Source organism: Bartonella sp. W8151, assembly GCF_016100385.1.
Classification (GTDB): domain Bacteria; phylum Pseudomonadota; class Alphaproteobacteria; order Rhizobiales; family Rhizobiaceae; genus Bartonella; species Bartonella apis.
Genome location: NZ_JACFSO010000001.1, coordinates 360,104 through 379,958, shown reverse-complemented (window position 1 = coordinate 379,958; position 19,855 = coordinate 360,104). Strand labels below are relative to the sequence as shown.

The 19,855-nt window shown below is 44.6% G+C and carries 17 protein-coding genes; 8 read left to right on the top strand and 9 right to left on the bottom strand.

The annotated features are described in order from the left end of the window. The 5 genes from H3V14_RS01755 (at position 1) to H3V14_RS01735 (ending at position 5,665) form a co-directional block, all read left to right on the top strand. Positions 1 to 1,392, top strand: coding sequence for a M17 family metallopeptidase (locus tag H3V14_RS01755; protein WP_198214290.1), 1,392 nt, complete (start codon positions 1 to 3; stop codon positions 1,390 to 1,392). Beyond that, on the top strand, positions 1,392 to 2,246 hold the full coding sequence (locus H3V14_RS01750; RefSeq protein WP_198214291.1) for a C40 family peptidase: 855 nt from the start codon (positions 1,392 to 1,394) through the stop codon (positions 2,244 to 2,246). Before H3V14_RS01755 ends, H3V14_RS01750 begins: the two co-directional genes overlap by 1 nt. 14 nt (positions 2,247 to 2,260) lie before the next feature. Beyond that, on the top strand, positions 2,261 to 3,160 hold the full coding sequence (locus H3V14_RS01745; protein ID WP_075869570.1) for a LysR family transcriptional regulator: 900 nt from the start codon (positions 2,261 to 2,263) through the stop codon (positions 3,158 to 3,160). 90 nt (positions 3,161 to 3,250) lie between these two features. Beyond that, positions 3,251 to 4,702, top strand: coding sequence for an MFS transporter (locus H3V14_RS01740; protein WP_198215821.1), 1,452 nt, complete (start codon positions 3,251 to 3,253; stop codon positions 4,700 to 4,702). Between the two features lie 3 nt (positions 4,703 to 4,705). Next, positions 4,706 to 5,665, top strand: a complete 960-nt coding sequence (locus tag H3V14_RS01735) for a succinylglutamate desuccinylase/aspartoacylase family protein (protein ID WP_075869569.1) — start codon at positions 4,706 to 4,708, stop codon at positions 5,663 to 5,665. A 57-nt stretch (positions 5,666 to 5,722) separates the two neighbouring features. On the opposite strand, the gene H3V14_RS01730 is transcribed toward H3V14_RS01735, so the two are convergent. After that, on the bottom strand, positions 5,723 to 6,736 hold the full coding sequence (locus tag H3V14_RS01730) for a zinc-binding alcohol dehydrogenase family protein (protein WP_198226190.1): 1,014 nt from the start codon (positions 6,734 to 6,736) through the stop codon (positions 5,723 to 5,725). 196 nt (positions 6,737 to 6,932) lie between these two features. Continuing rightward, the gene (locus H3V14_RS01725; RefSeq protein WP_198226189.1) at positions 6,933 to 8,756 is read right to left on the bottom strand and encodes an ABC transporter ATP-binding protein; all 1,824 of its coding nucleotides are present in this window, start codon (positions 8,754 to 8,756) and stop codon (positions 6,933 to 6,935) included. Positions 8,757 to 9,064: 308 nt separating this feature from the next. Here H3V14_RS01725 and H3V14_RS10905 point away from each other — a divergent pair, with 308 nt between their 5' ends. Next, entirely contained in the window at positions 9,065 to 10,753 is a 1,689-nt protein-coding gene (locus tag H3V14_RS10905; protein ID WP_198226188.1) for a rhamnan synthesis F family protein, read from the top strand. A gap of 106 nt (positions 10,754 to 10,859) precedes the next feature. Here H3V14_RS10905 and H3V14_RS01715 read toward each other — a convergent pair whose 3' ends face one another. The 3 genes from H3V14_RS01715 to infC all read right to left on the bottom strand — a co-directional run bounded on the left by H3V14_RS01715 (position 10,860) and on the right by infC (position 14,143). Next, positions 10,860 to 11,825, bottom strand: a complete 966-nt coding sequence (locus H3V14_RS01715) for a hypothetical protein (protein ID WP_198226187.1) — start codon at positions 11,823 to 11,825, stop codon at positions 10,860 to 10,862. A 111-nt stretch (positions 11,826 to 11,936) separates the two neighbouring features. Beyond that, positions 11,937 to 13,388, bottom strand: coding sequence for an amino acid permease (locus H3V14_RS01710; RefSeq protein WP_075915326.1), 1,452 nt, complete (start codon positions 13,386 to 13,388; stop codon positions 11,937 to 11,939). 218 nt (positions 13,389 to 13,606) lie between these two features. Beyond that, on the bottom strand, positions 13,607 to 14,143 hold the full coding sequence (infC, locus tag H3V14_RS01705; RefSeq protein WP_075869563.1) for a translation initiation factor IF-3: 537 nt from the start codon (positions 14,141 to 14,143) through the stop codon (positions 13,607 to 13,609). Positions 14,144 to 14,437: 294 nt separating this feature from the next. Between infC and H3V14_RS01700 the strand changes: the two genes are divergently transcribed. Together H3V14_RS01700 and H3V14_RS01695 are read left to right on the top strand one after the other, a co-directional pair. Further along, positions 14,438 to 15,211, top strand: coding sequence for a carboxylesterase (locus tag H3V14_RS01700; RefSeq protein WP_198226186.1), 774 nt, complete (start codon positions 14,438 to 14,440; stop codon positions 15,209 to 15,211). Positions 15,212 to 15,528: 317 nt separating this feature from the next. Then, entirely contained in the window at positions 15,529 to 16,215 is a 687-nt protein-coding gene (locus tag H3V14_RS01695) for a M48 family metallopeptidase (RefSeq protein WP_246784922.1), read from the top strand. Between the two features lie 173 nt (positions 16,216 to 16,388). Here H3V14_RS01695 and tenA read toward each other — a convergent pair whose 3' ends face one another. The 4 genes from tenA to H3V14_RS01675 form a co-directional block, all read right to left on the bottom strand. After that, positions 16,389 to 17,066 (bottom strand): thiaminase II, encoded by a 678-nt coding sequence (gene tenA / locus H3V14_RS01690; RefSeq protein WP_198214299.1) that lies wholly within the window; start codon positions 17,064 to 17,066, stop codon positions 16,389 to 16,391. Then, positions 17,066 to 17,461, bottom strand: a complete 396-nt coding sequence (locus tag H3V14_RS01685; protein WP_075913720.1) for an MliC family protein — start codon at positions 17,459 to 17,461, stop codon at positions 17,066 to 17,068. Before H3V14_RS01685 ends, tenA begins: the two co-directional genes overlap by 1 nt. Before the next feature lie 171 nt (positions 17,462 to 17,632). After that, complete coding sequence (locus H3V14_RS01680) at positions 17,633 to 18,343, bottom strand: L,D-transpeptidase (protein WP_075869558.1); 711 nt, start codon at positions 18,341 to 18,343, stop codon at positions 17,633 to 17,635. 116 nt (positions 18,344 to 18,459) lie between these two features. Continuing rightward, entirely contained in the window at positions 18,460 to 19,629 is a 1,170-nt protein-coding gene (locus tag H3V14_RS01675; protein WP_198226184.1) for a M20 aminoacylase family protein, read from the bottom strand. Between the last annotated feature and the right edge of the window lie 226 nt (positions 19,630 to 19,855).

Below are 19,855 nucleotides of genomic sequence, written 5' to 3'. Positions count from 1 at the left end.
ATGTCGCGAATATTGGCTCCGATAACGTCTTGTCCGATTGAATTTACAACAGAACAATCCGAACACAGCCACCCGATCATTCTGGTTGCCGAAAATGATGAATCCTTTGCTTCCGAAGACCCCGTTGCAGCCTCGTGGGCAAAAGCCAACCACTTCACCGGAAAAAGCGGTGACATATTGGTGGTTCCTGATAATGACGGGACGGCTTCCAGAGCCTACCTTGGAGCGGGCGACGGCAGCGATGCCTTTATAACCGGAAATTTGTTTAAACAATTGCCGGAAGGTGAATGGTATTTTGCCAATTTGCCGGAAAACCCGCTTAATCTTTTTCTGGGACTTGGGTTAGGAAGCTATAAATTCAGCAGATATCTTCAAACCGAAGGCGACAAAAAACTAAAATTCACCCTTCCGGAAAATATTGACCGCAGTGAACTCAAACGCCTTGTTGAAACAACATTTTTTGTACGCGATCTCATCAATACACCTACCAATGACATGCAGCCCGACACGATCGAGGAGGCAATACGCCAATTGGGAAGAACTTACGGTGCGAATGTTACAAGTATCTGGGGGGATGATCTTCTCAAACAGAATTTCCCGATGGTTCATGCTGTCGGCCGTGCCGGCTCGGTAGCCCCGCGCATTATCGATCTTCGCTGGGGAGAAGTGAACCGCCCGAAAGTGACATTGGTGGGAAAAGGGGTTGCTTTCGATAGTGGCGGCCTTGATATAAAATCCGCAAACGGCATGTTATTGATGAAAAAAGATATGGGGGGAGCTGCCAATGTTATGGGGCTTGCCAGACTCATCATGGATGCAAAACTCCCTGTCCAGTTACGACTTATCGTTCCCGCTGTTGAAAATTCGATTTCGGGAAATGCCTTTCGCCCAGGTGATGTTTTAAAAAGCAGAAAAGGCTTGACCGTCGAAATCGGCAATACCGATGCAGAAGGGCGGCTTATTCTGGCTGATGCACTTGCCTTTGGCGACGAAGACAAGCCTGATTATCTTTTCGACATGGCAACCTTGACAGGTGCAGCACGTGTTGCATTAGGACCGGACGTTCCGCCATTTTATTGCAATAACGGGGATCTCGGCCGGGAAATTTCGACACTTTCGCTCAATATTCAGGATCCGTTGTGGCAATTGCCGCTCTGGAAACCCTATCAGAAAAAACTTTCCTCACGCATTGCCGATCTCAATAATGTAACAACCGACGGATTTGCCGGCTCTATTACGGCTGCTTTATTTTTGCAAAAATTCGTCGATCAGGCGGTAAACTGGGCGCATTTTGATATTTATGGCTGGACACCTGCCGAAAAACCGGCATTTCCGATTGGTGGCGAAGCTCAAGGAATTCGTACGCTTTACACATTTCTGAAAGGCCTTTGATGGATAAACTTGATCCGCGTCTTCATGCTTATCGCCCTGACCTTGCCGACGAATGTTTGCGTGGCAAAGTCGAAGCGCGACAATTTGTGGCCGGCTCTTTGAAGCGCATTGTTGCGCCTGTTGCTGCTCTTTACAAAGTTCCGGACGCGCTGTCAGAGCGGCAAAGCGAATGTCTTTTCGGCGAGGATGTAAAAGTATTTGACGAAAAAAACGGGTTTTGCTGGGTTCAAGCTCAACAGGATGGCTATGTCGGCTACATCGAGCAATCAAAAATCGGATCTGCCGCAAATCACCCCACCCATCGGGTGAACGTGCCACGCACCTTCCAATATCGGGATGCAGATTTACGCAGCCCCATGATAAGTCCTTTATCCATGGGAAGCCGCATCACTGTAGTTCAAGAAACTGAAACACGCGGTACCCGTTATGCCAAGCTTGATAATGGAAGCTTCGTTGTTGCCAATCATATTATGCCTGTCACCACTGTGGCAGATGATTATGTGACGATAGCAGAGTCCTTTATGAACACCCCATATCTGTGGGGCGGAAAAAGTGGTTTGGGAATTGATTGTTCAGGCCTCGTACAACTTGCTATGATGATGACGGGACGAACGGTCTTGCGCGATACCGATATGCAGCAAGCGACAATCGGAAAAATGATTGCACCAGAAGAAGGACTGCAACGTGGTGATCTCGTTTTCTGGAAAGGACATGTTGCCATTATGGTTGATTTTCGCACGCTTATTCATGCCAATGGCGCATCAATGAGTGTGAAAACAGAACCACTTGATGAAGCGATTGCACGCATTGCACGAAATCACGCGCAACCGACCTGCTATCGCCGTCCGGATTAAAGGAAGAAATTATCATGTTAGTGGTGTGGCTCAAAGATTTTCTGGAACTCGCCCGCACCCGTAGTTTCACCAAAGCCGCCGAAAATCGCCATGTTACCCATCCGGCTTTCGGAAGGCGCATAAAACTTCTGGAAGAATGGGCCGGAGTTCCGCTCGTCGAGCGGAAAAAGCCGGTCGAGCTGACACCTGACGGCGTCATAGTGCTTGAAGCCGCAACCGATATATTGGAGACAATCCGGTTGCTCCATGGCAGGCTTGATGCCCGCAAGGATGATGCACAACCGGATTTGAGAATAGCAACCGGTGTCGCATTATCGGTAACGTTCTTTCCCCAATGGTACAAGGAGATGAACGAAAAAGTCGGTACTTTCAGAACACGTGTCATCGCGGGAAGTAACGAAAGTGCCATCCAGTCGCTCGCAAATAATGAAGCAGACCTTCTATTGGCTTATTCCAGCTATCATACGAGGCTACGCATCAATCCGGCAAAATTCAACTGGCTGACAATTGCTCATGAAACACTTGTTCCCATTAGTGCCCCTGACAAAGAAGGAAAACCTGTTTTTACCGGAATGACTGAACAGTCCGATCCGTTTTTAGCGTTTTTACCGACAACCGCATTGAAAACAATTATCACCCGTCATCTCGCAAGCCTCGACGACAAGCCGAATTTACATGTTGTTCATGAAACCGACTCTTTCAGCTCGATTGTAGAACTGGTTGCAGCCGGATTGGGAATGGCCTGGCTACCCTATCAACTCTGTAAGCCCGCAATAGAAAGCGGGCGCATTGTGGAAATTGATAATCCCAAATGGCTTATGCCGGTTGACATCGCTCTTTATCGCAAAAAATTTTCGAGCCATCCGATCGTTGACAAGATATGGGCTTATTACGTCGGCAAAAGTTTAAAATAAGCACATACTTGTGCAAAATAAGCACGGGTATTTTGACCCTGCTCTAGTTTAGAATTTACCTAAATCGATTGATTGACATTGATCACATGAATGGATCACTACAATAACAATTCGATCAATCGTATAAAAGTGGTTTCAAAAAATTCGGACAAGTTGAATTTCAAAAACCCGAAAATGACAGAGGGAAAAATGGGCCAAGCCAAGAGCAAAGGAAAACGGTCAATCCGGCAAAGCATAAAAGAACATTGGCGTGAATTTGCTGCTGCAAGTGCCGGTAATGCGTTAGAATTTTATGACATCCTGATTTACGGTTATTTCGCGATTACCATCGGTCATTTGTTTTTTCCGAACAAAGATAGCGCCGTTTCGTTACTGATTGCTGTTGGCACTTTCGGCATATCATTCATTACCAGACCTTTAGGTTCCGTCGTCTTGGGAAGCTATGCCGACAAAGCCGGCCGTAAAGCATCAATGACACTTTCTATCTCGTTGATGGTTGTCGGCACGGCCATGATCACTTTTTGTCCGACCTATGAAACCATCGGGATCTGGGCGCCGCTCATCATCATTATAGCACGCATGTTACAAGGCTTTTCGACCGGAGGGGAATTCGGCTCTTCTGTTGCTTTTCTCGTTGAACACGCAGGCATCGACAAACGCGGCTTTTTTGCAAGCTTCCAGATGTCGACACAAGGATTGGCAACCGTTTTTGCAGCCGGATTCAGTGCGCTGCTCTTTGCTCTTCTTACGCCTGAACAACTTAACGCATGGGGTTGGCGGCTCGCCTTTGCATTCGGATTGTTTATCGGCCCGATCGGCTTATACATACGCCGTAGTGTGGCAGAAACAGCCGATTTCGAGAGTGTAAAAACCTCTCGCCCGAAAAATACACCGCTGCACGACCTATTTAAATATAATTGGCGCGATATCCTGTTGTGTATCGGACTTGTCGCAGCGGCAACGGCATTCAATTATGTTCATAAAATCTACATGCCGACCTATGCGATCAAGCAACTCCATTTACCGGAAACATTTTCCTTCATCGGTGCAATGATTACCGGCGTTATGTTGTTGATTGTCTCGCCAATGGTGGGTGCCATTTCCGACCGGTTTGGACGTATCCGGATTGTTGGCATATCACTTATATTTCTCGGCATCACATCATGGCCGTTATTCTATATCCTCAATGCTATGCCGGTGCCTGCCGTGTTGTTTGCCGTACAAGCTTTTGTTGGTTTTCTCCTTGCCTGTAGTCTGGCAGCAATGCCTGCGCTTATTGCCGAAATATTCCCTACCAATGTACGCAGTACAGGTCTTGCCATCAGTTATAATCTGGCTGTCACGATCTTTGGTGGTTTTGCCCCCCTCATTGCAACATGGCTCATTCAAACGACACACAACAACATGTCTCCAAGTTTTTATGTCATGTTTACGGTTCTTCTAAGCCTGATATCGATATCTTTTCTTGCACATCGTCATCAGATTGCCGAGCCAAAAGAAAATTCTCAATCCAAAGCTTTGAAACAAGGAATTCAAGAATAGACTATGATGAATAACCTCAAACAATATCCGATCGAATTGTCCTTTCCGGACTTATCAAAATGGAAGCAGGGTAATTGTGGCGTCGATTACGTTTATCAGTTCAAGTCGGAGAATCCCGGCAAACACGTTATGATTATGTCGCTTATTCATGGCAATGAAATTAGCGGTGCTTTGGTTGTCGACAGGCTTTTGCGAGACAAGTTAAAGCCCGAACGCGGAACTCTCACTTTGGGGTTTGCCAATGTTGCAGCCTATGAAGCGTTCTCACCCGATGCACCTGATGCAACCCGCTTTCTCGAAGAAGATATGAACCGTGTTTGGGACGAGAAAGCCCTTGACGGTCCCCGCGACAGTCAGGAATTGCGCCGCGCACGTGCTTTACGCCCTATTGTTGATCAGGTTGATCTTCTTCTTGATCTCCATTCCATGCATGAATCCGATCCGGCAATTATGATGGGTGGCTATCTTAAAAAAGGTGAAGATCTCGCCCGCAAAATTGGTGTACCCGAGTATATTGTCATGGATAAAGGCCATAAAGCCGGAAAGCGGTTGCGCGATTATGGCGATTTTGGCAATCCGGAAAGCCCGAAAGCAGCTATTTTGTTCGAGTCAGGCCAGCATTTTGAAAAACATGCCTATCCGGCTGCGCTTGATGTTGCTGCCCGCTTTTTGATCGTTGCCGGCGTTGTCGACCGGAAAACAGTTGAAGATTACCTCCTGCCCACAACCGTTCAAAAACAGAAAGTGGTCGATATTACCGAGGCTGTTACAATCAAAACAGACAAATTCCGTTTTGCCGATGATTTCAAAGGTATGCAGCTGATAAAGAAGGCCGGTACAATTATCGCCTATGATGGTGATGAAGAGATAAAGACACCTTATGACAATTGTATTCTTGTTCAACCATCAATGCGCCACGCCCGCAAAGGCAATACAGCAGTGCGCTTAGGACATCTGCTTTAGTCCGAATAAAAATCCGAATACATAAAATGAATGGCGGCAATTTTGCCGCCATTTGATTTAGAAACCTTCAACAACAAGTTTACCGACCGAACGTTGGGTTTCGATCAGGCGGTGCGCTTCACGTAAATTGGCAGCATTGATGGGCGACAACACTTTGGACAATGTTGGTACCAGCTTTTTCTCGTCGATCAATTGCGCAACATGACGCAAAATCTCTCCCTGTCGGGCAATATCATCTGTCGTGAACATAGAACGTGTAAACATCGATTCCCAATGAACCGACACGCTTTTCATCTTTAACGGGTTAATATCAAATGTTTTCGGTCCATCGATCAGACCAAGTCGCCCTTCGGGTGCAAGAATGTCGACATATTGTGGCAAATAACCATCAGAATTTGCTGTCGAGAAGATAAACGCCGGATGAGGAAAACCGATCTTCTCAAGCTGTGGTGCAAAATCTTTTGTGTGGTCGATAACGTGATGCGCTCCCATTTTCAGCGCCCATTCCTGTGACCGTGGACGGGAGGCGGTTGCAATAATTTCTACATCGGAAAGGTGGCGTGCCAATTGAATGGCTATAGAGCCGACACCACCGGCGCCAGCAATCATCAATAGCGCATTTTTGCCCTTATGAACCGGCTTTAAAATATCAATCCGGTCAAACAACATCTCGTAAGCAGTGAGCGATGTAAGCGGCATAGCAGCGGCTGTCTTAAAATCCAGACTTTTTGGCTTTAACGTGACCAGACGGCTATCTATCGCTTGAAATTCACTGTTTGAACCTTGCCGGTTAATGGCACCGGCATAGTAAACCTCATCGCCCTCGTGGAAACCGGTAACTTTCTTGCCAATTTTTTGCACAATGCCCGCGGCATCAAACCCCAGAATTCGTGGGCTATCCCCAAAAGGTTTTCCGCTTTGCCGTGTTTTCACATCAATCGGATTGACCGAAACAGCTTTCACTGCAACCAACAGGTCATTGTCGCCGATTTCCGGCACATCAAGATCAAAATCCTGCAATGACCGATCGTCACTAATCGGTAAATTTTCAAAATATCCGACGGCTTTCATAATGGTTTTCCTTTGGTGAGAAACATTTAAAACATCTATAAACTGACATGGATAGGAGGCAATTATCTCCTAAACCACCAATTTAGAGTATTTTTGAAAGAAAGCCAATTGAACCTGACAAATCGGTTATTGCATTATTTTGCGTCTGCCAGAGATAGCCCATGCAAAATGTAACCGGAATTACAAAGAACCCGAATTATTTGGCAATTTTTTTCTGATTTTTCGACGACGCTTCAATATGATCAACATCGTCAAAATCGGGGTCCTTGAATTGTAAATCGTGGAGATGCTTATAAAGGCCACCTTCAATCTGCAACAATTGATGTTGGGTTCCTTGTTCGACAATCTTTCCATTTTTCATAACAACAATTTTATCAGCGCGCGAAATTGTCGAAAGCCTATGTGCAATGACGATCGTCGTGCGGTTGGTTGTCAACCGTGCCAAAGCTTCTTTGATCAAGGATTCGGATTCTGAATCAAGAGCACTGGTTGCTTCATCCAAGATCAGAATTTCACTATTGCGCAACATGGCGCGTGCAATAGCAATGCGCTGTTTTTGACCGCCTGAAAGATTGCCACCATTATCACCAACATCGGTGTCGTAGCCATTCGGCAGTTCCATAATAAAATCATGCGCATTGGCAAGCTTGGCAACTTCTTCGATTTCTTCTTCGGTTGCCCCTTCACGCCCGAGCCCGATATTATAGCGGACAGACCCTTGAAAGAGAAACGTATCTTGCCCGACATAAGACATCAATTCGCGCAACGATTTGAAGCTCACATCACGGATATCTTGACCATCAATCAGAATACGGCCCTCTTGCGGATCATAAAGGCGCATGATCAGATTGATCATTGTCGATTTACCTGAACCGGAAGGTCCGACCAAGGCAGTCATTTTTCCTGCCGGAATATCAAGATTGATATCATGCAGAACCATGTGGTCCTTCACATAGGAAAAGCCGACATGTTCAAGCCGGACATCACCCTTTGAGCGATCAAGATCAACAGGATTTTCTTTTTCCATAAGAGTGAGCGGATGATCAAGAATTTCGAACATCATACGCACACCGATCATGCCTGATTCGATTTTGACACGCACATTGGCAACCCGTTTTGCGGGTTCATAAGCTAGAAGGAGCGCAACAATAAATGACATCAGCTCGCCTTGAACGCCAACCTTTTGCGTTGCCATATAGCCGGAAAAACAAATAACCACGGCTATAGCAATACCGGCAAGCGTTTCCATAATCGGATTAGTTGCCGATTCGAGCATCGCAATACCATTCGAGCGAATTTCCACATCGGTAATAGCCTTGTCCATGCGCCGCTTCATCAGCTCTTCAAGAGAAAAAGCTTTAATAACGCGAATGCCGATTGTGGTTTCCTGCATAACTTTAATGATTTCGGAAATAGAGGAAAGTTCTTTTTCCATCAGGCCACGAACGCGTTTGAGAACCTGGCGAACACCGATAAAAGCAAGCGGTCCGACAGCCAAGGCAACAATACTCAGCAGAAAATTCTGATAAAGCATCACTGCGAGAAGGCTGACAACCGAAAAAAGGTCACGCACAAATGTGGTTACAATCGTATCAATAATGCTGCGAGCGGCATTTGCGTTTTGTGTAACACGCACAAGCAAATCGGAGGAAGAATTATTCTGATAGAATGCAACACCTTGCTGCATCAGTCGCGAATAAATACGGCGCTGTTGTTCAGCCACAATACTATTGCCTGCTTTACTTAAAAAATAGGTCTGGGCAAAAGTGGAAAAACCCTTCAGAATAAAAATTCCCGCAACCGCCGCGGAAACCATTGCAATAATTTTAAAGTCCTTGGCTTCAATGATGTGATTAACCACATCCCGCATAATCCACGCGCTTGCTCCGGTCGTAGCAGAAATCACGAGCATTGCGATAATCGCACAGACATACCAGAATGCATGTTTGCGGAAATTATCATGAAGCAAACGCATAATGAGTTTTTTATCAAATGATGATATCTGCTTTTTTTTTGCCATAAACAGCTGAACCTTTTTAAATGGCTACTTTTCGTGAAGGATAAATCGTTCCTTCACCAACAGCCACTATCACTATCCACGTTCCTATCCTGTTAAATAGCCAGATGCAAGAAGTCCGTCCATTTTCAAATATATTATGTAGCCGATTAGCCGACAGTGCTTATATATAAGTGTAATTTTATGTCATCCAGATAAACAGGTTATCCCAAAAACAAACAGGCAAATGAAAACTGTCTTTACCGAAGAGTAAGACTATTCAACAACGCAAAATTTTTGTACATATTTCTGGCAGGTTGGGAAATTTTGAAGTGTCTTTTTATCAAAAAACAATAAACGTTTTTTTGTCAAAAACTGTCAGAAAAATCGTCGATCTAATTAATAGACCGGCTAGTTACCGGCGTTTTGATAAACAGCTTCCTACAGTTACCATCATATATGGTTCTTCAAATTCTACCATTGTTAGCCTGATTGATTATGTAAACGGATTAGCAGGCTGTTATAACCTCGTCCTTTTCTTACCCGAAGGATATACGGGCTTACCAGTTGAAGAACGGAAAAAATGTTGGCAGATTTACTACTATAATCCAGAAGATTTGCTTAAGCGTGTAAAACAGAAATTTGCGTGGTTTTTTCGATCCGTCCCTGACATGCATTTTGTCTTGGTCGACGCCTGTATCGGCCGCTTTCTGATGCGCTATCTGTGGCGTAAAAAAATAGCCAGTATATTGCTTGTTAACAAAAATTATCCTCTCAAAGGAAAGCCTTTAAATAGAGTACTCGCTTACGCAACGAGAGTTATTTACGATTCCTATAATACTTTTATGAAAACTCTCACTAACGAGCTCTGGGCGTTTCCTGACAGTACAGACTATCTTTCTTTCGAAAAAGATGAGCGCCCACGAGAAGCCGAGGCTTATGTTCGGGAGATCATTGATATCTGCGAGAGGGCCAATAAGCAACTCGCTCAGGAAGACGAAGATGCGCATTTTTTAAGTAAATCGCCGGAGTTTGATATTCCGTATTGGACCGGAAAAAACAAACATGTCTTAAACCGCTTTCGTTATGCTCGGCGTTATATCCGTGATTATAAAAGCGGCGCCAATGCAGCTCGTCCCAAACCCGGCTTTCATCCGGGAATTTACGCAGAAAATCACGATCTTGGTATAACTCGAATTGATCCATTCGTAGATTATCTAAAGTCGGGTAAACCTCAAGGGCAATGGAATTGGCAAGTACTTACATCGCCAGACATTGTTCATTCTTTCATTGGCAGACAGAAAATTGCATTGCACATACATGCATTTTACCCGGATATGCTGGGGGAAATCTTTCAAAGATTGAAGAGTAATACAATACGTCCGGATATATTTATCAGTGTCAAAAGTGACAGAGATAAATCGGTTATTGAACCGATGCTTAAAGGATATGGTGACAAAATCGAGATCAAGCTTGTTCCTAACCGCGGAAGAGATATCGGTCCACTGTTAACGGAATTCGGACACAAGTTTGTAGAAGACTATGATATCATCGGTCATATCCACACAAAAAAGAGTTTGCACAAAACCAACCGCGAGATGGTCGCTGCGTGGAATAATTTCCTTTTAACAAATCTTTTAGGCGATGGGAAAAAGATACGGATGGCCGATGCCATCCTGAACTATATGCAATCAAATGAAAAAAACGCTCTTATTTTTCCTGATGACAAATATGCCGTTGGCTGGGCCCGCAATTATCAAGCCGCGGTTGATATAGCTCACCGTATAGGGTTAGTGAAATTGCCCAAATATGTTGTATTTCCAACAGGTTCAATGTTTTGGGTTAAAGCAGCTGTGCTAAAGCCATTTGTCGATCTCAACCTCACATGGGAAGACTATCCTGATGAGCCCCTGCCAACCGATGGTACGCATTTACATGCAATTGAACGGATGTTGACGTTAAGCTGCTATCAACAAGGCCTTGATATAGCTACAACCTATCTACCAGACACAATGCGATGAGCCTATTTAAGAAAAGAGTGGTTCCAAACAATCCTTTTTTCAAAGGATGAACCGGAACCATATTTTTGTTACGACAAACGACGGAATTTAACGACTTTTGAAAGCCTTACTTTTTTTCGTCATTTCTCAGTTTTATGCTCTCGGCAGTTTTTTCAATCTCGTCACTATAGGCAGCCAATGTACCTTTTTCACCGGTTGCATGCATAAAAATCGGATGACCGTCATTACCAACCGCAGCATAGATAACGAGATCAACAGGATCCCCCTTCATAAGGGCGGTTGCCTGTAAACGAAGTCCCGAATGGCCGGCAAATTTTGTCGTCGAGGTCTTGCGATGCTCGACATTATTGACGGTGTTCTGGATAGACTGGAGATAAGTATCAACAACCTTATCAAGGGGTGCATTCGGGGCAGTCTCGAGACCTTTTGTGACGATAATATCGGGCCGTTCGACATCCTCTTTTGTATAAGCCGGAATCGTGAGCATTGCCGAACTGTTCATGATCGATCCGACAAATTCGAATGGCGGTTGAGCGCCAAAGGTAAAGGGCAATGCACTTAATTGATCAGTTTCGTCATTATGGCTGGCAAGTGAAACAGAATTGAAAATCTTCATGGCATCATCAGCCGAAAATTCTTCGGTTTCCGGTGCTTGCACCGTTATGACATAAGATGCATTCGACGTGAAAAGCATTGATGACCATTTATCGAAAACATCATTTGCAGCCGCCTGCTTGCCCTTATAAACAATTAAATCATAGCCATCGCGCGATTTTGTTTTGAGCTGCGTTGCTATGTCATAGTGCTGAGCACCCATTGCAGCTGTAAATTTGCTCTGATCGTTGAACAGCTCTTTCATCCTGTTACTTGCCGGAGGCATGGTCGCAACAAGAATGGAAGCCCCGTTTTTTTTGTCGACAAAGCCGCTAAAATCGGTTGTCAGAGTAAAGCTGTCAGGAACGCTGATATATACCGCTGTTCCGGGAACTTTCTGGTATACCGCAGCTCGAGTAGCTATCGGTGCCACGCATAAAGCAATAACAGCAGAGATGAGTCGTATTGATTTATACACTGTTCGGACCTCCAGTATTCTAAACCACCCAATGCATCAACGAGTTGAACCGCATATCTAATATAATACCTAGAACGATTATAAGATAGAAATGTTCAACAAAAAACACCCTCATGATGGATCAGTCACGGAAATGTGACGGGCTATGTTACTCTTTCTGTATCCGTAACAAAAATAGAACACGATTCCAATGAGGTTCCACAAGAGAAAATAGAACTGGGTTTTCGAAGGCAGGCTGAAAAACAGATAAATACACCCGATAGCACTCACCGGCCCGACAATCCATACGAAAGGTGTTTTGAATTTTCTGGGAATATCTGCTGCAGTTTTACGCAAGACAACAAGACAAATACCGACAGAGGTAAAGGCGACCAACGTTCCGGCATTGGCCAATGCCGCGATTTCATCAAGACGGAAAAGCCCGGCAATGGCAGCAATGATTATCGCTGTGAAAATTGTTGTCGTAACCGGCGTACCGGTTTTTGCACTGACGCGAGAAAGGAAACCGGGAAGGGTTCCATCACGTCCCATAACAAAAAATATGCGCGTCTGACCGTAAAAGAATGCTAATAAAACAGTTGGCAAGGCCACGACAGCAGCAATACCGATGATGCCGGCAATACTATTGGAATTAAGACTACGCAAAATATGTGCAAGTGGCTCCTCGCTGTGGGAAAATGCCGTGTAATGAAGTGCTCCCACTGCGCCAAGACCGACGAGAACATAAATAATGATACAGACGATCAGCGAACCGACAATGCCGATAGACAGATCACGACGTGGTTGCTTGGTTTCTTCAGCAGCCGTTGCAATTGTATCAAAACCATAGAAGGCGAAAAATATAATAGCGGCCGCAGCCATCACACCGCGTTCGACGCCATCAGGCGACATGACTTTGGAAAAGCCATTCGGCATGAAAGGATGAAGATTTTCAATATTGAAATGCGGCAGCGTAACAATAATGAAAAGCACAAGAGCTGCTATCTTGATAAGAACAAGGAACAAATTCAACGTTGCACTTGCTTTGGTGCCAATAATCAACATGCCGGCAATAACGAAAACAATAAAAACTGCAGGAAGATTGACAAGCCCATGAAGTTGGGTTGCGGGATCAACAGAATTATAACCGGCTGTCAGCCAGAACGGCAGATGAATGCCGATGCCGTGCAAAAAACCTGTTGCATAGGCCGACCAGCCGACAGCAACAGTACTTACAACCAGTGAATATTCGAGAATAAGACTCCATCCGACAATCCAGGCAATCAGCTCTCCTAATGCAGCATAGGAATAAGTATAGGCTCCTCCGGCAAGCGGAATAAGGGTAGCAAGTTCGGCATAGGCAAATGCGGCACATGCACAAATAACACCTGCAATCACAAAGGATAACAGCACTGCCGGCCCTGCTCTATCGGCGCCAATGCCGATCAAAGTATAAATGCCGGTACCGACGATCCCTCCAACTCCCAAGGCAACAAGATGATGCCAACTTAATGTCGGAATGAGCTTACGCTCGTTATCCGAAGTTTGTTGAACAACCGGTTTACGTCTAAGCCATTCTGACACTCTATCTACTCCCTACTCCTACCGCCTTACAATGCTCTCAACAGATTGGAAGCATGTATCCCTTCACGGTATAAAACGCGAAACTCCAACTTTTTTGTTCTATAAATATAAAAATAAAATGCGATGTTTTTACTATTTCATTTATTGGCTAACAATTGCAACAAAAAAAGGTAATAAAAAAGCACCGTTATAAACGGTGCTTTTCAAATTCCATCGCTTTATTTGGGTGCGATGACCATCATCATCTGTCGCCCTTCAAGCTTAGGCTCGGCTTCCACTTTCGAAATACCGGACGTATCTACTTTTAAACGTTCAAGAAGTTGCATACCCAATTCCTGGTGGGCCATTTCACGGCCACGGAACCGAAGGGTAATCTTGACCTTGTCGCCACCTTCAAGAAATTTTGCGATCGCCTTCATCTTTACCCCGTAATCGTGAGTATCGATGTTCGGCCGCATCTTGATTTCTTTAATTTCCACGGTCTTCTGCTTTTTACGAGCTTCAGATGCTTTTTTCTGGTTCTGATATTTCAGTTTGCCAAGATCGATGATTTTACAAACCGGAGGTTCTGCATTGGGAACAATCTCTACAAGATCAAGACCAGCCTCTTCAGCCATTGCCAAAGCATCGTGCGTTGAAATAATCCCGTGATTATGCCCTTCATGATCAATAAGCTGTATACGAGGAATGCGAATATCCTGATTGGAACGCGGCCCATCTTTTGGGGTTGGCGTTGATTTAAACGGTCGGCGAATGGTCGGTTCTCCCTATAATAGTTTCAATTCTTCAGCCTTGACATAAGCTATCCGTTAAAAATAGGCGGGGTGACTTGATAGAACAAAGTTTCCTCGCCGGATATATGTTTTATATCCGGATAAACTTATATCTTCTCTGTCATATACAAATTGACGTTTGAAAACAACCGAAATGCTAGGCTTTTAACGAATTTGCCGTGAAAGAGCTATTAAGGGTTTAAGTTCGCAAATTTCCGGTTAGAATAAAACTGTTCGAAATAAATCCGGGCTTTCAAACTTTGCAAGGAGTTTTTTATGGAAAATGGTGATCTTGAATTTCTGACTGTAGGCCATCAAAAACTCGCTATTCGCGCGTTGAAGGGGAGTAAACATCCCGGCTTGATGTGGTTGCCCGGTTACCGTTCACATATGATGGGCGGCAAAGCTCTTGCATTGAACGAATTTGCAAAAAGCAACGATTATCCTTTTTTACGTTTTGATTATTCGGGAACTGGCGAATCAGAAGGTGATTTCCATCAGGGCAGTATTTCCAAATGGTTGGAAGAAAGCCTGATACTTTTTGAAAAATTTTGCCAAGGACCGCAAATTATTGCCGGCTCGTCAATGGGTGGTTGGATCGCGCTTCGCATGGCACAAATTCTCGCAAAAAAAAACATCCCGCTTGCCGGTTTGTTACTTTTGGCACCTGCTCCGGATTTTACGCGCGATCTTGTTCGCCCTCAAATGACAGATGAACAGAAAAAGGAACTTGATAAACAGGGCTTTTTTGAAGTTCCTTACGAAAAGGATATGGATCCCGTACCTTTTACAAAAATTTTCCTTGATGACGGGGATAAAAATCTGGTTATGGAAGGGCTCATTGATATCAACTGTCCCGTTCACATCATACAGGGAATGGCCGATAATGAAGTTCCCTATCAACACACGCTCGAACTTGTCGAACATCTTCCGTTCAATAATGTCACGCTGACGTTGGTTAAAGACGGCGAACATCATCTTTCAAGACCCGAAGATATTGCTATAATTCTGGATGGTTTGAAAATGTTGATAGAAAATCACGACCACTGAAAACAATGTTTTGATGATCAAACGGAAAATCCGGCCGGTTTTCTAATCGGCAAAATCCCGTTAACAACGGAAAAGCAAATTGGCGAGAATTGCCGTGAAAATTGTTTGTCTTCAAAATTAACAAATTGAATGCAAAACAAAAATTCGCCGAATGTTTTTGGAGTGAATTTATAGCAAATCTTTCCATGATATTTTTACCTATCTCTTCAAAAAATGCTTTTTGTTATTAAATAAAGGCCATGTTTTTTCCCAAGCCTCGCACTCACTATTTTGAACCAGAAAAATTACAGCTGACGCTGCAATTGTCGGATCGTGCCTTGCCGCTTACGATTGTAACAAGCGCTCGAGCAAAAAGGCTGACATTGCGGATAGAAGCCGGTGGAAAAGGCGTGCGTGCAACTATCCCGCCAAGAACATCTGAAGAAGAGGTCTTAAACTTCGTCGAGCGTTATAAAGGTTGGATAGAAAACCGCATTTCCTGTTTGCCTCCTCCACAGGAGGCACCGATGTTGAGAGCTGGTGCCGCCATACCTATCCTCGGTTATCCTTATGAAATTATTCATCAGGAAGGGCGCGGCAATGTCACTATTATTCAGAATGATAATGGCAAGGGCGGAAAAATCATTGTTTATGGTGATAGCCGGCATTTGCCGCGACACATCAGCGAAGCACTGAAGAAACAGGCTGCCCGCATTATCGGCCCGCTTGTCGAAAAACATAGTCAAACGGTCGGCCGCAAACCGGTTTCCATTCGCTATAAAGATACCAGAAGCCGCTGGGGGTCTTGCTCGGCCGACGGTCATTTGTCGTTTTCATGGCGCATTGTCATGGCACCCTTGGGTGTCATTGATTATCTCGTTGCTCACGAGACTTCCCATCTTATAGAGATGAACCATGGCCCGAAATTCTGGGCGCTGTGCGAGAAACTGTGCCCTCGCACAAAAGAATATAAGGCATGGCTCAAGCGCAATGGACAGGCACTTCATGCGATCGACTTCAAATAATTGATTGAAAAAACGCGATCATTGTTGCGGCCTTAAAAAAATCACCGTCTTCGCGGAAAGACGAGTCCGAATAGATTGAAATTGACGAAATACGTTGTTGATGTCACCTGCAAAATAACGTTGAAAAGCCGCGGATTCATTAAAACGCCAGCACCTTGGGGAATGCATAAAGGTTAGGCATCAAGCCCCATTTGCCAGAATTCGGTTTCAAGGCGGGTTGCCGTGTTGAAAATTTTGCTCAAGCGGTCAAAACGTTCTTTGCTGTTATCTGCCCCGGCAAGTTTATTGAAACTTTCAAGAAAAGACCGGACACCATTCAGATAGTCTTCGCTCTTATAATTATTGATCCATTCCGAATAGGGATTGCCTTTGAACACTGTTTTATCAGAGTTGACGAGATTAAGACCAATTTCGGCATAGCCTGCAACACAAGGTATCAAGGCCGTCATTAAATCAAGTCTATCGCCCGAATATCCGACATCCAGAACAAAACGGGTATAGGCAATGGTTTGAATTGCTTCTTCTGCCCGGCTCATCTCCTGTTCCGATATTCCCCACTTTTTTGCATAGGCAACATGAAGCGGCATTTCCTCTGCAATGGCTTTGAGCCCGTCAAGCGCCTCTGTGATATCGGAAATATTTGTAGATTTTGCTGCAAGAAGCGCATAGCCTCGGGAAAAATGAACAAGAAACAGATAGTCTTGCGTTAAAAACTTCCTGAAACATTTTTCATGCAGCGTTCCTGCAGCCAATTGGTTGACAAAAGGATGACAAGTATAAGCCTGCCATAATGCGCCCGCGTTTTTTCTCAATTGTCCAAAAGAACCTTGTTCGAAATCGGGTTTTTTCATTAATCCTCCTCTATATCTGCCTGACAGGACTGTAATACGACTTTATCTGTTTTTGACTGCTCGTTGTCTTTATAGGTCCCGTTGTCTTTATAGGTAAGGACTGCCTCATTACCCTTTATATGAAGGCGATAATTATCTTGTTCATCAACGGCAACAAAAAGTTTTCCTGGAAAAAGCTTATCCGGATTTTTAGGCTCCTCACGCATTGCGACCAATTTTCCATCAATGGCAACAACTGCATAATCGCGTTCTTTGTCTTTGATAAAGACAACCTGTAACGACACACCGCGCTCGCAAATATAGGTCTCATTATGTACGGACGGGTCTTGTGCATTGGCCGCAATAAAAGGGAATGCCAAAAACAAAGCAACCGTCACGAAAATCGTCTTCAACATTTTTCAGGACCTTTTAAACAGGATAATTTTTTGGAACTTTATGTGAGACCATCCGTTATGAAGGCACCGGGAACAAACCTGGTACCCCTGGGTGCCCGATAGAGTTGCCCCCGCTTGTCTAGGTCGGGCACCCGTTCTTCTCATTATACGCCTCCTCCCATATAATGAGCACTAACCTACTACAATCGGTGTTCCGACAGGAACCCGGTTGTAGAGGTCTATGATATCCTGGTTCATTAATCTGATACAACCTGAAGACATTGATTGTCCGATGGACCACCATTCCGGCGAGCCGTGGATTCTATAGCCGGTATCACGACCATTCTGATAGATATAAAGAGCACGCGCACCAAGCGGATTTGTCGGCCCCGGTTCCATGCCGTTACGATATTCGACAAGTTCGGGTTTTCTTCCGATCATTTCGGCAGGTGGTGTCCAGCGTGGCCATTCACGCTTGAATTGGACATTGGCACGCCCCGACCATTGGAAACCGGCAGCACCAATGCCTACGCCATAACGCAGAGCATCGCCATCCGGCTGGATAAAATAGAGGAAATGATCTTTCAGGCTAACAACAATGGTTCCAGGTGGTTCACCAGTCGGATTTGGTACAATCTGCCGTAAAAATTGTTTCGGAACCTTGTCATAAGGTATGGCGCTAAGCGTATAAGGACCTTCGTGAACGGCCGCATACATAACATCAGGTGAGGTAAAGCCTTTATCAATTCCGATCGGCGGGCGAGGAATTGAACCGGTGGTCATATTATTATAACCACTCCCCAAAATTCCGCTGCTGGTGCAGCCACTCAAAACCCCGATAAATGCTGTTCCGCTTCCAACAAGGAAAGTGCGACGAGACAAAGAGGGGCAAGATTTTTTCATAAAGTGCGTGAACTCATCTTCAAAAAGTTGCAATTCCGAACGGATTCAATTTCCGATAATTCCGTTCGACCGATATTCAACTTTTTCGATAATGCATAAGGATGGTTTCCGATTGGTTAATGCTGTTTTAAAACTGCTTCTACAAGTGCACACCAGAAAATTGCTCCGTCTATAAGATTGCGATCGTCGAAATTATAGTGTGGACTATGTAGACTTGCACTGTCGCCATTACCGAGAAAGAAAAATGCTCCCGGACAGGCTTGCAGCATAAAGGCGAAATCCTCGCTTACAGTGGTTGGCATCTCGTTTTGGACGATTTTATCAGCTCCCAATCTCTGTTTTGCAATATCGAGAGCAAAATCGCTATATTCAGCATGATTGACCAACGCCGGAACCAGCCGGTCATATTGTATATAAGAGCGCGCCCCGAAACTCTGCGCCTGCGCTTCAACGATTTTTTTGATCCGGTCTTCAACAAGATTTTGAATATCTGCTGAAAAACTACGCACCGTTAGTGAAATTGTCACACTATCCGGAATGATATTGAATGCTTCACCGCCATGTATCGAGCCGGTTGATATAATCGCCGAATGAAGTGGCGGAACATTCCGCGCGACGATGGTTTGTAATGCTATGACGATCGAAGACGCAACAATAATAGGGTCGATTGCAGTTTCAGGGCGGGCTCCATGACCACCTTTTCCATGAACAACAATTGTTACGGCATCGACAGAAGCCAACATGGCACTTTTGGTAAATTGTATTTTACCTTGTTCCAATCCCGGCCAATTATGCAGTCCATAAACAGCATCACAAGGAAATCGTTCAAACAATCCGTCTTTAATCATAGCCTTTGCTCCGGCACCGATTTCTTCAGCCGGTTGAAAAATAAGATGCACTGTTCCGTCGAAATTCCTTGTAACGGCCAAAGCACGTGCAGCTGTAAGAAGTATTGTCGTATGGCCGTCATGGCCACATGCATGCATCACTCCTTGATTTTTACTGGCATATTCCAGATCTGTTTCTTCTTTTATCGGCAAAGCATCCATATCGGCACGAATACCGATAGACTTTTCTCCATTGCCATTTTTCAATGATGCGACAATACCGTTTCCACCGACGTGACGTGTGACTTTATAACCGTATTGTTCGAGAAGTTCGCCTACACGAGCCGATGTTACCGTTTCCTTTCCCGACAATTCCGGATTTTTATGCATAGCATGCCGGAATGCTGTCATTTCCGGCAAATAGGAGAGAATCAAATTTTCAATTGATTTGTCAGCCATCTTTCCTGTCCCCGTTGATCATCTTGCCTATTATGGATTTTGCAAAAGGTGATTATCAAGAAATGGCCAACCAAGTTTTCTTTTTGCCGCGCTATTTTTTTCTTCTTAACCGAAGTTTCCGGCTATGTTGCTGTTTAAAAAATCCGGTCGATTGCGATTGCGGTTAAAACACGTCAAAAATAATTTTCTCGAATAAAAAACCCGCCTGTTTTTGAAATATGCCGAT

What these genes read in the sequence shown, in the direction of transcription:
- H3V14_RS01675 (WP_198226184.1), bottom strand. Translation starts at nt 19,629, where the DNA reads ATGGCTGACAAATCAATTGAAAATTTGATTCTCTCCTATTTGCCGGAA.
- H3V14_RS01730 (WP_198226190.1), bottom strand. Translation starts at nt 6,736, where the DNA reads ATGAAAGCCGTCGGATATTTTGAAAATTTACCGATTAGTGACGATCGG.
- H3V14_RS01700 (WP_198226186.1), top strand. Translation starts at nt 14,438, where the DNA reads ATGGAAAATGGTGATCTTGAATTTCTGACTGTAGGCCATCAAAAACTC.
- H3V14_RS01685 (WP_075913720.1), bottom strand. Translation starts at nt 17,461, where the DNA reads ATGTTGAAGACGATTTTCGTGACGGTTGCTTTGTTTTTGGCATTCCCT.
- H3V14_RS01755 (WP_198214290.1), top strand. Translation starts at nt 1, where the DNA reads ATGTCGCGAATATTGGCTCCGATAACGTCTTGTCCGATTGAATTTACA.
- H3V14_RS01680 (WP_075869558.1), bottom strand. Translation starts at nt 18,343, where the DNA reads ATGAAAAAATCTTGCCCCTCTTTGTCTCGTCGCACTTTCCTTGTTGGA.
- H3V14_RS01740 (WP_198215821.1), top strand. Translation starts at nt 3,251, where the DNA reads ATGGATCACTACAATAACAATTCGATCAATCGTATAAAAGTGGTTTCA.
- H3V14_RS01725 (WP_198226189.1), bottom strand. Translation starts at nt 8,756, where the DNA reads ATGGCAAAAAAAAAGCAGATATCATCATTTGATAAAAAACTCATTATG.
- H3V14_RS01750 (WP_198214291.1), top strand. Translation starts at nt 1,392, where the DNA reads ATGGATAAACTTGATCCGCGTCTTCATGCTTATCGCCCTGACCTTGCC.
- H3V14_RS01735 (WP_075869569.1), top strand. Translation starts at nt 4,706, where the DNA reads ATGATGAATAACCTCAAACAATATCCGATCGAATTGTCCTTTCCGGAC.
- H3V14_RS01745 (WP_075869570.1), top strand. Translation starts at nt 2,261, where the DNA reads ATGTTAGTGGTGTGGCTCAAAGATTTTCTGGAACTCGCCCGCACCCGT.
- tenA (WP_198214299.1), bottom strand. Translation starts at nt 17,066, where the DNA reads ATGAAAAAACCCGATTTCGAACAAGGTTCTTTTGGACAATTGAGAAAA.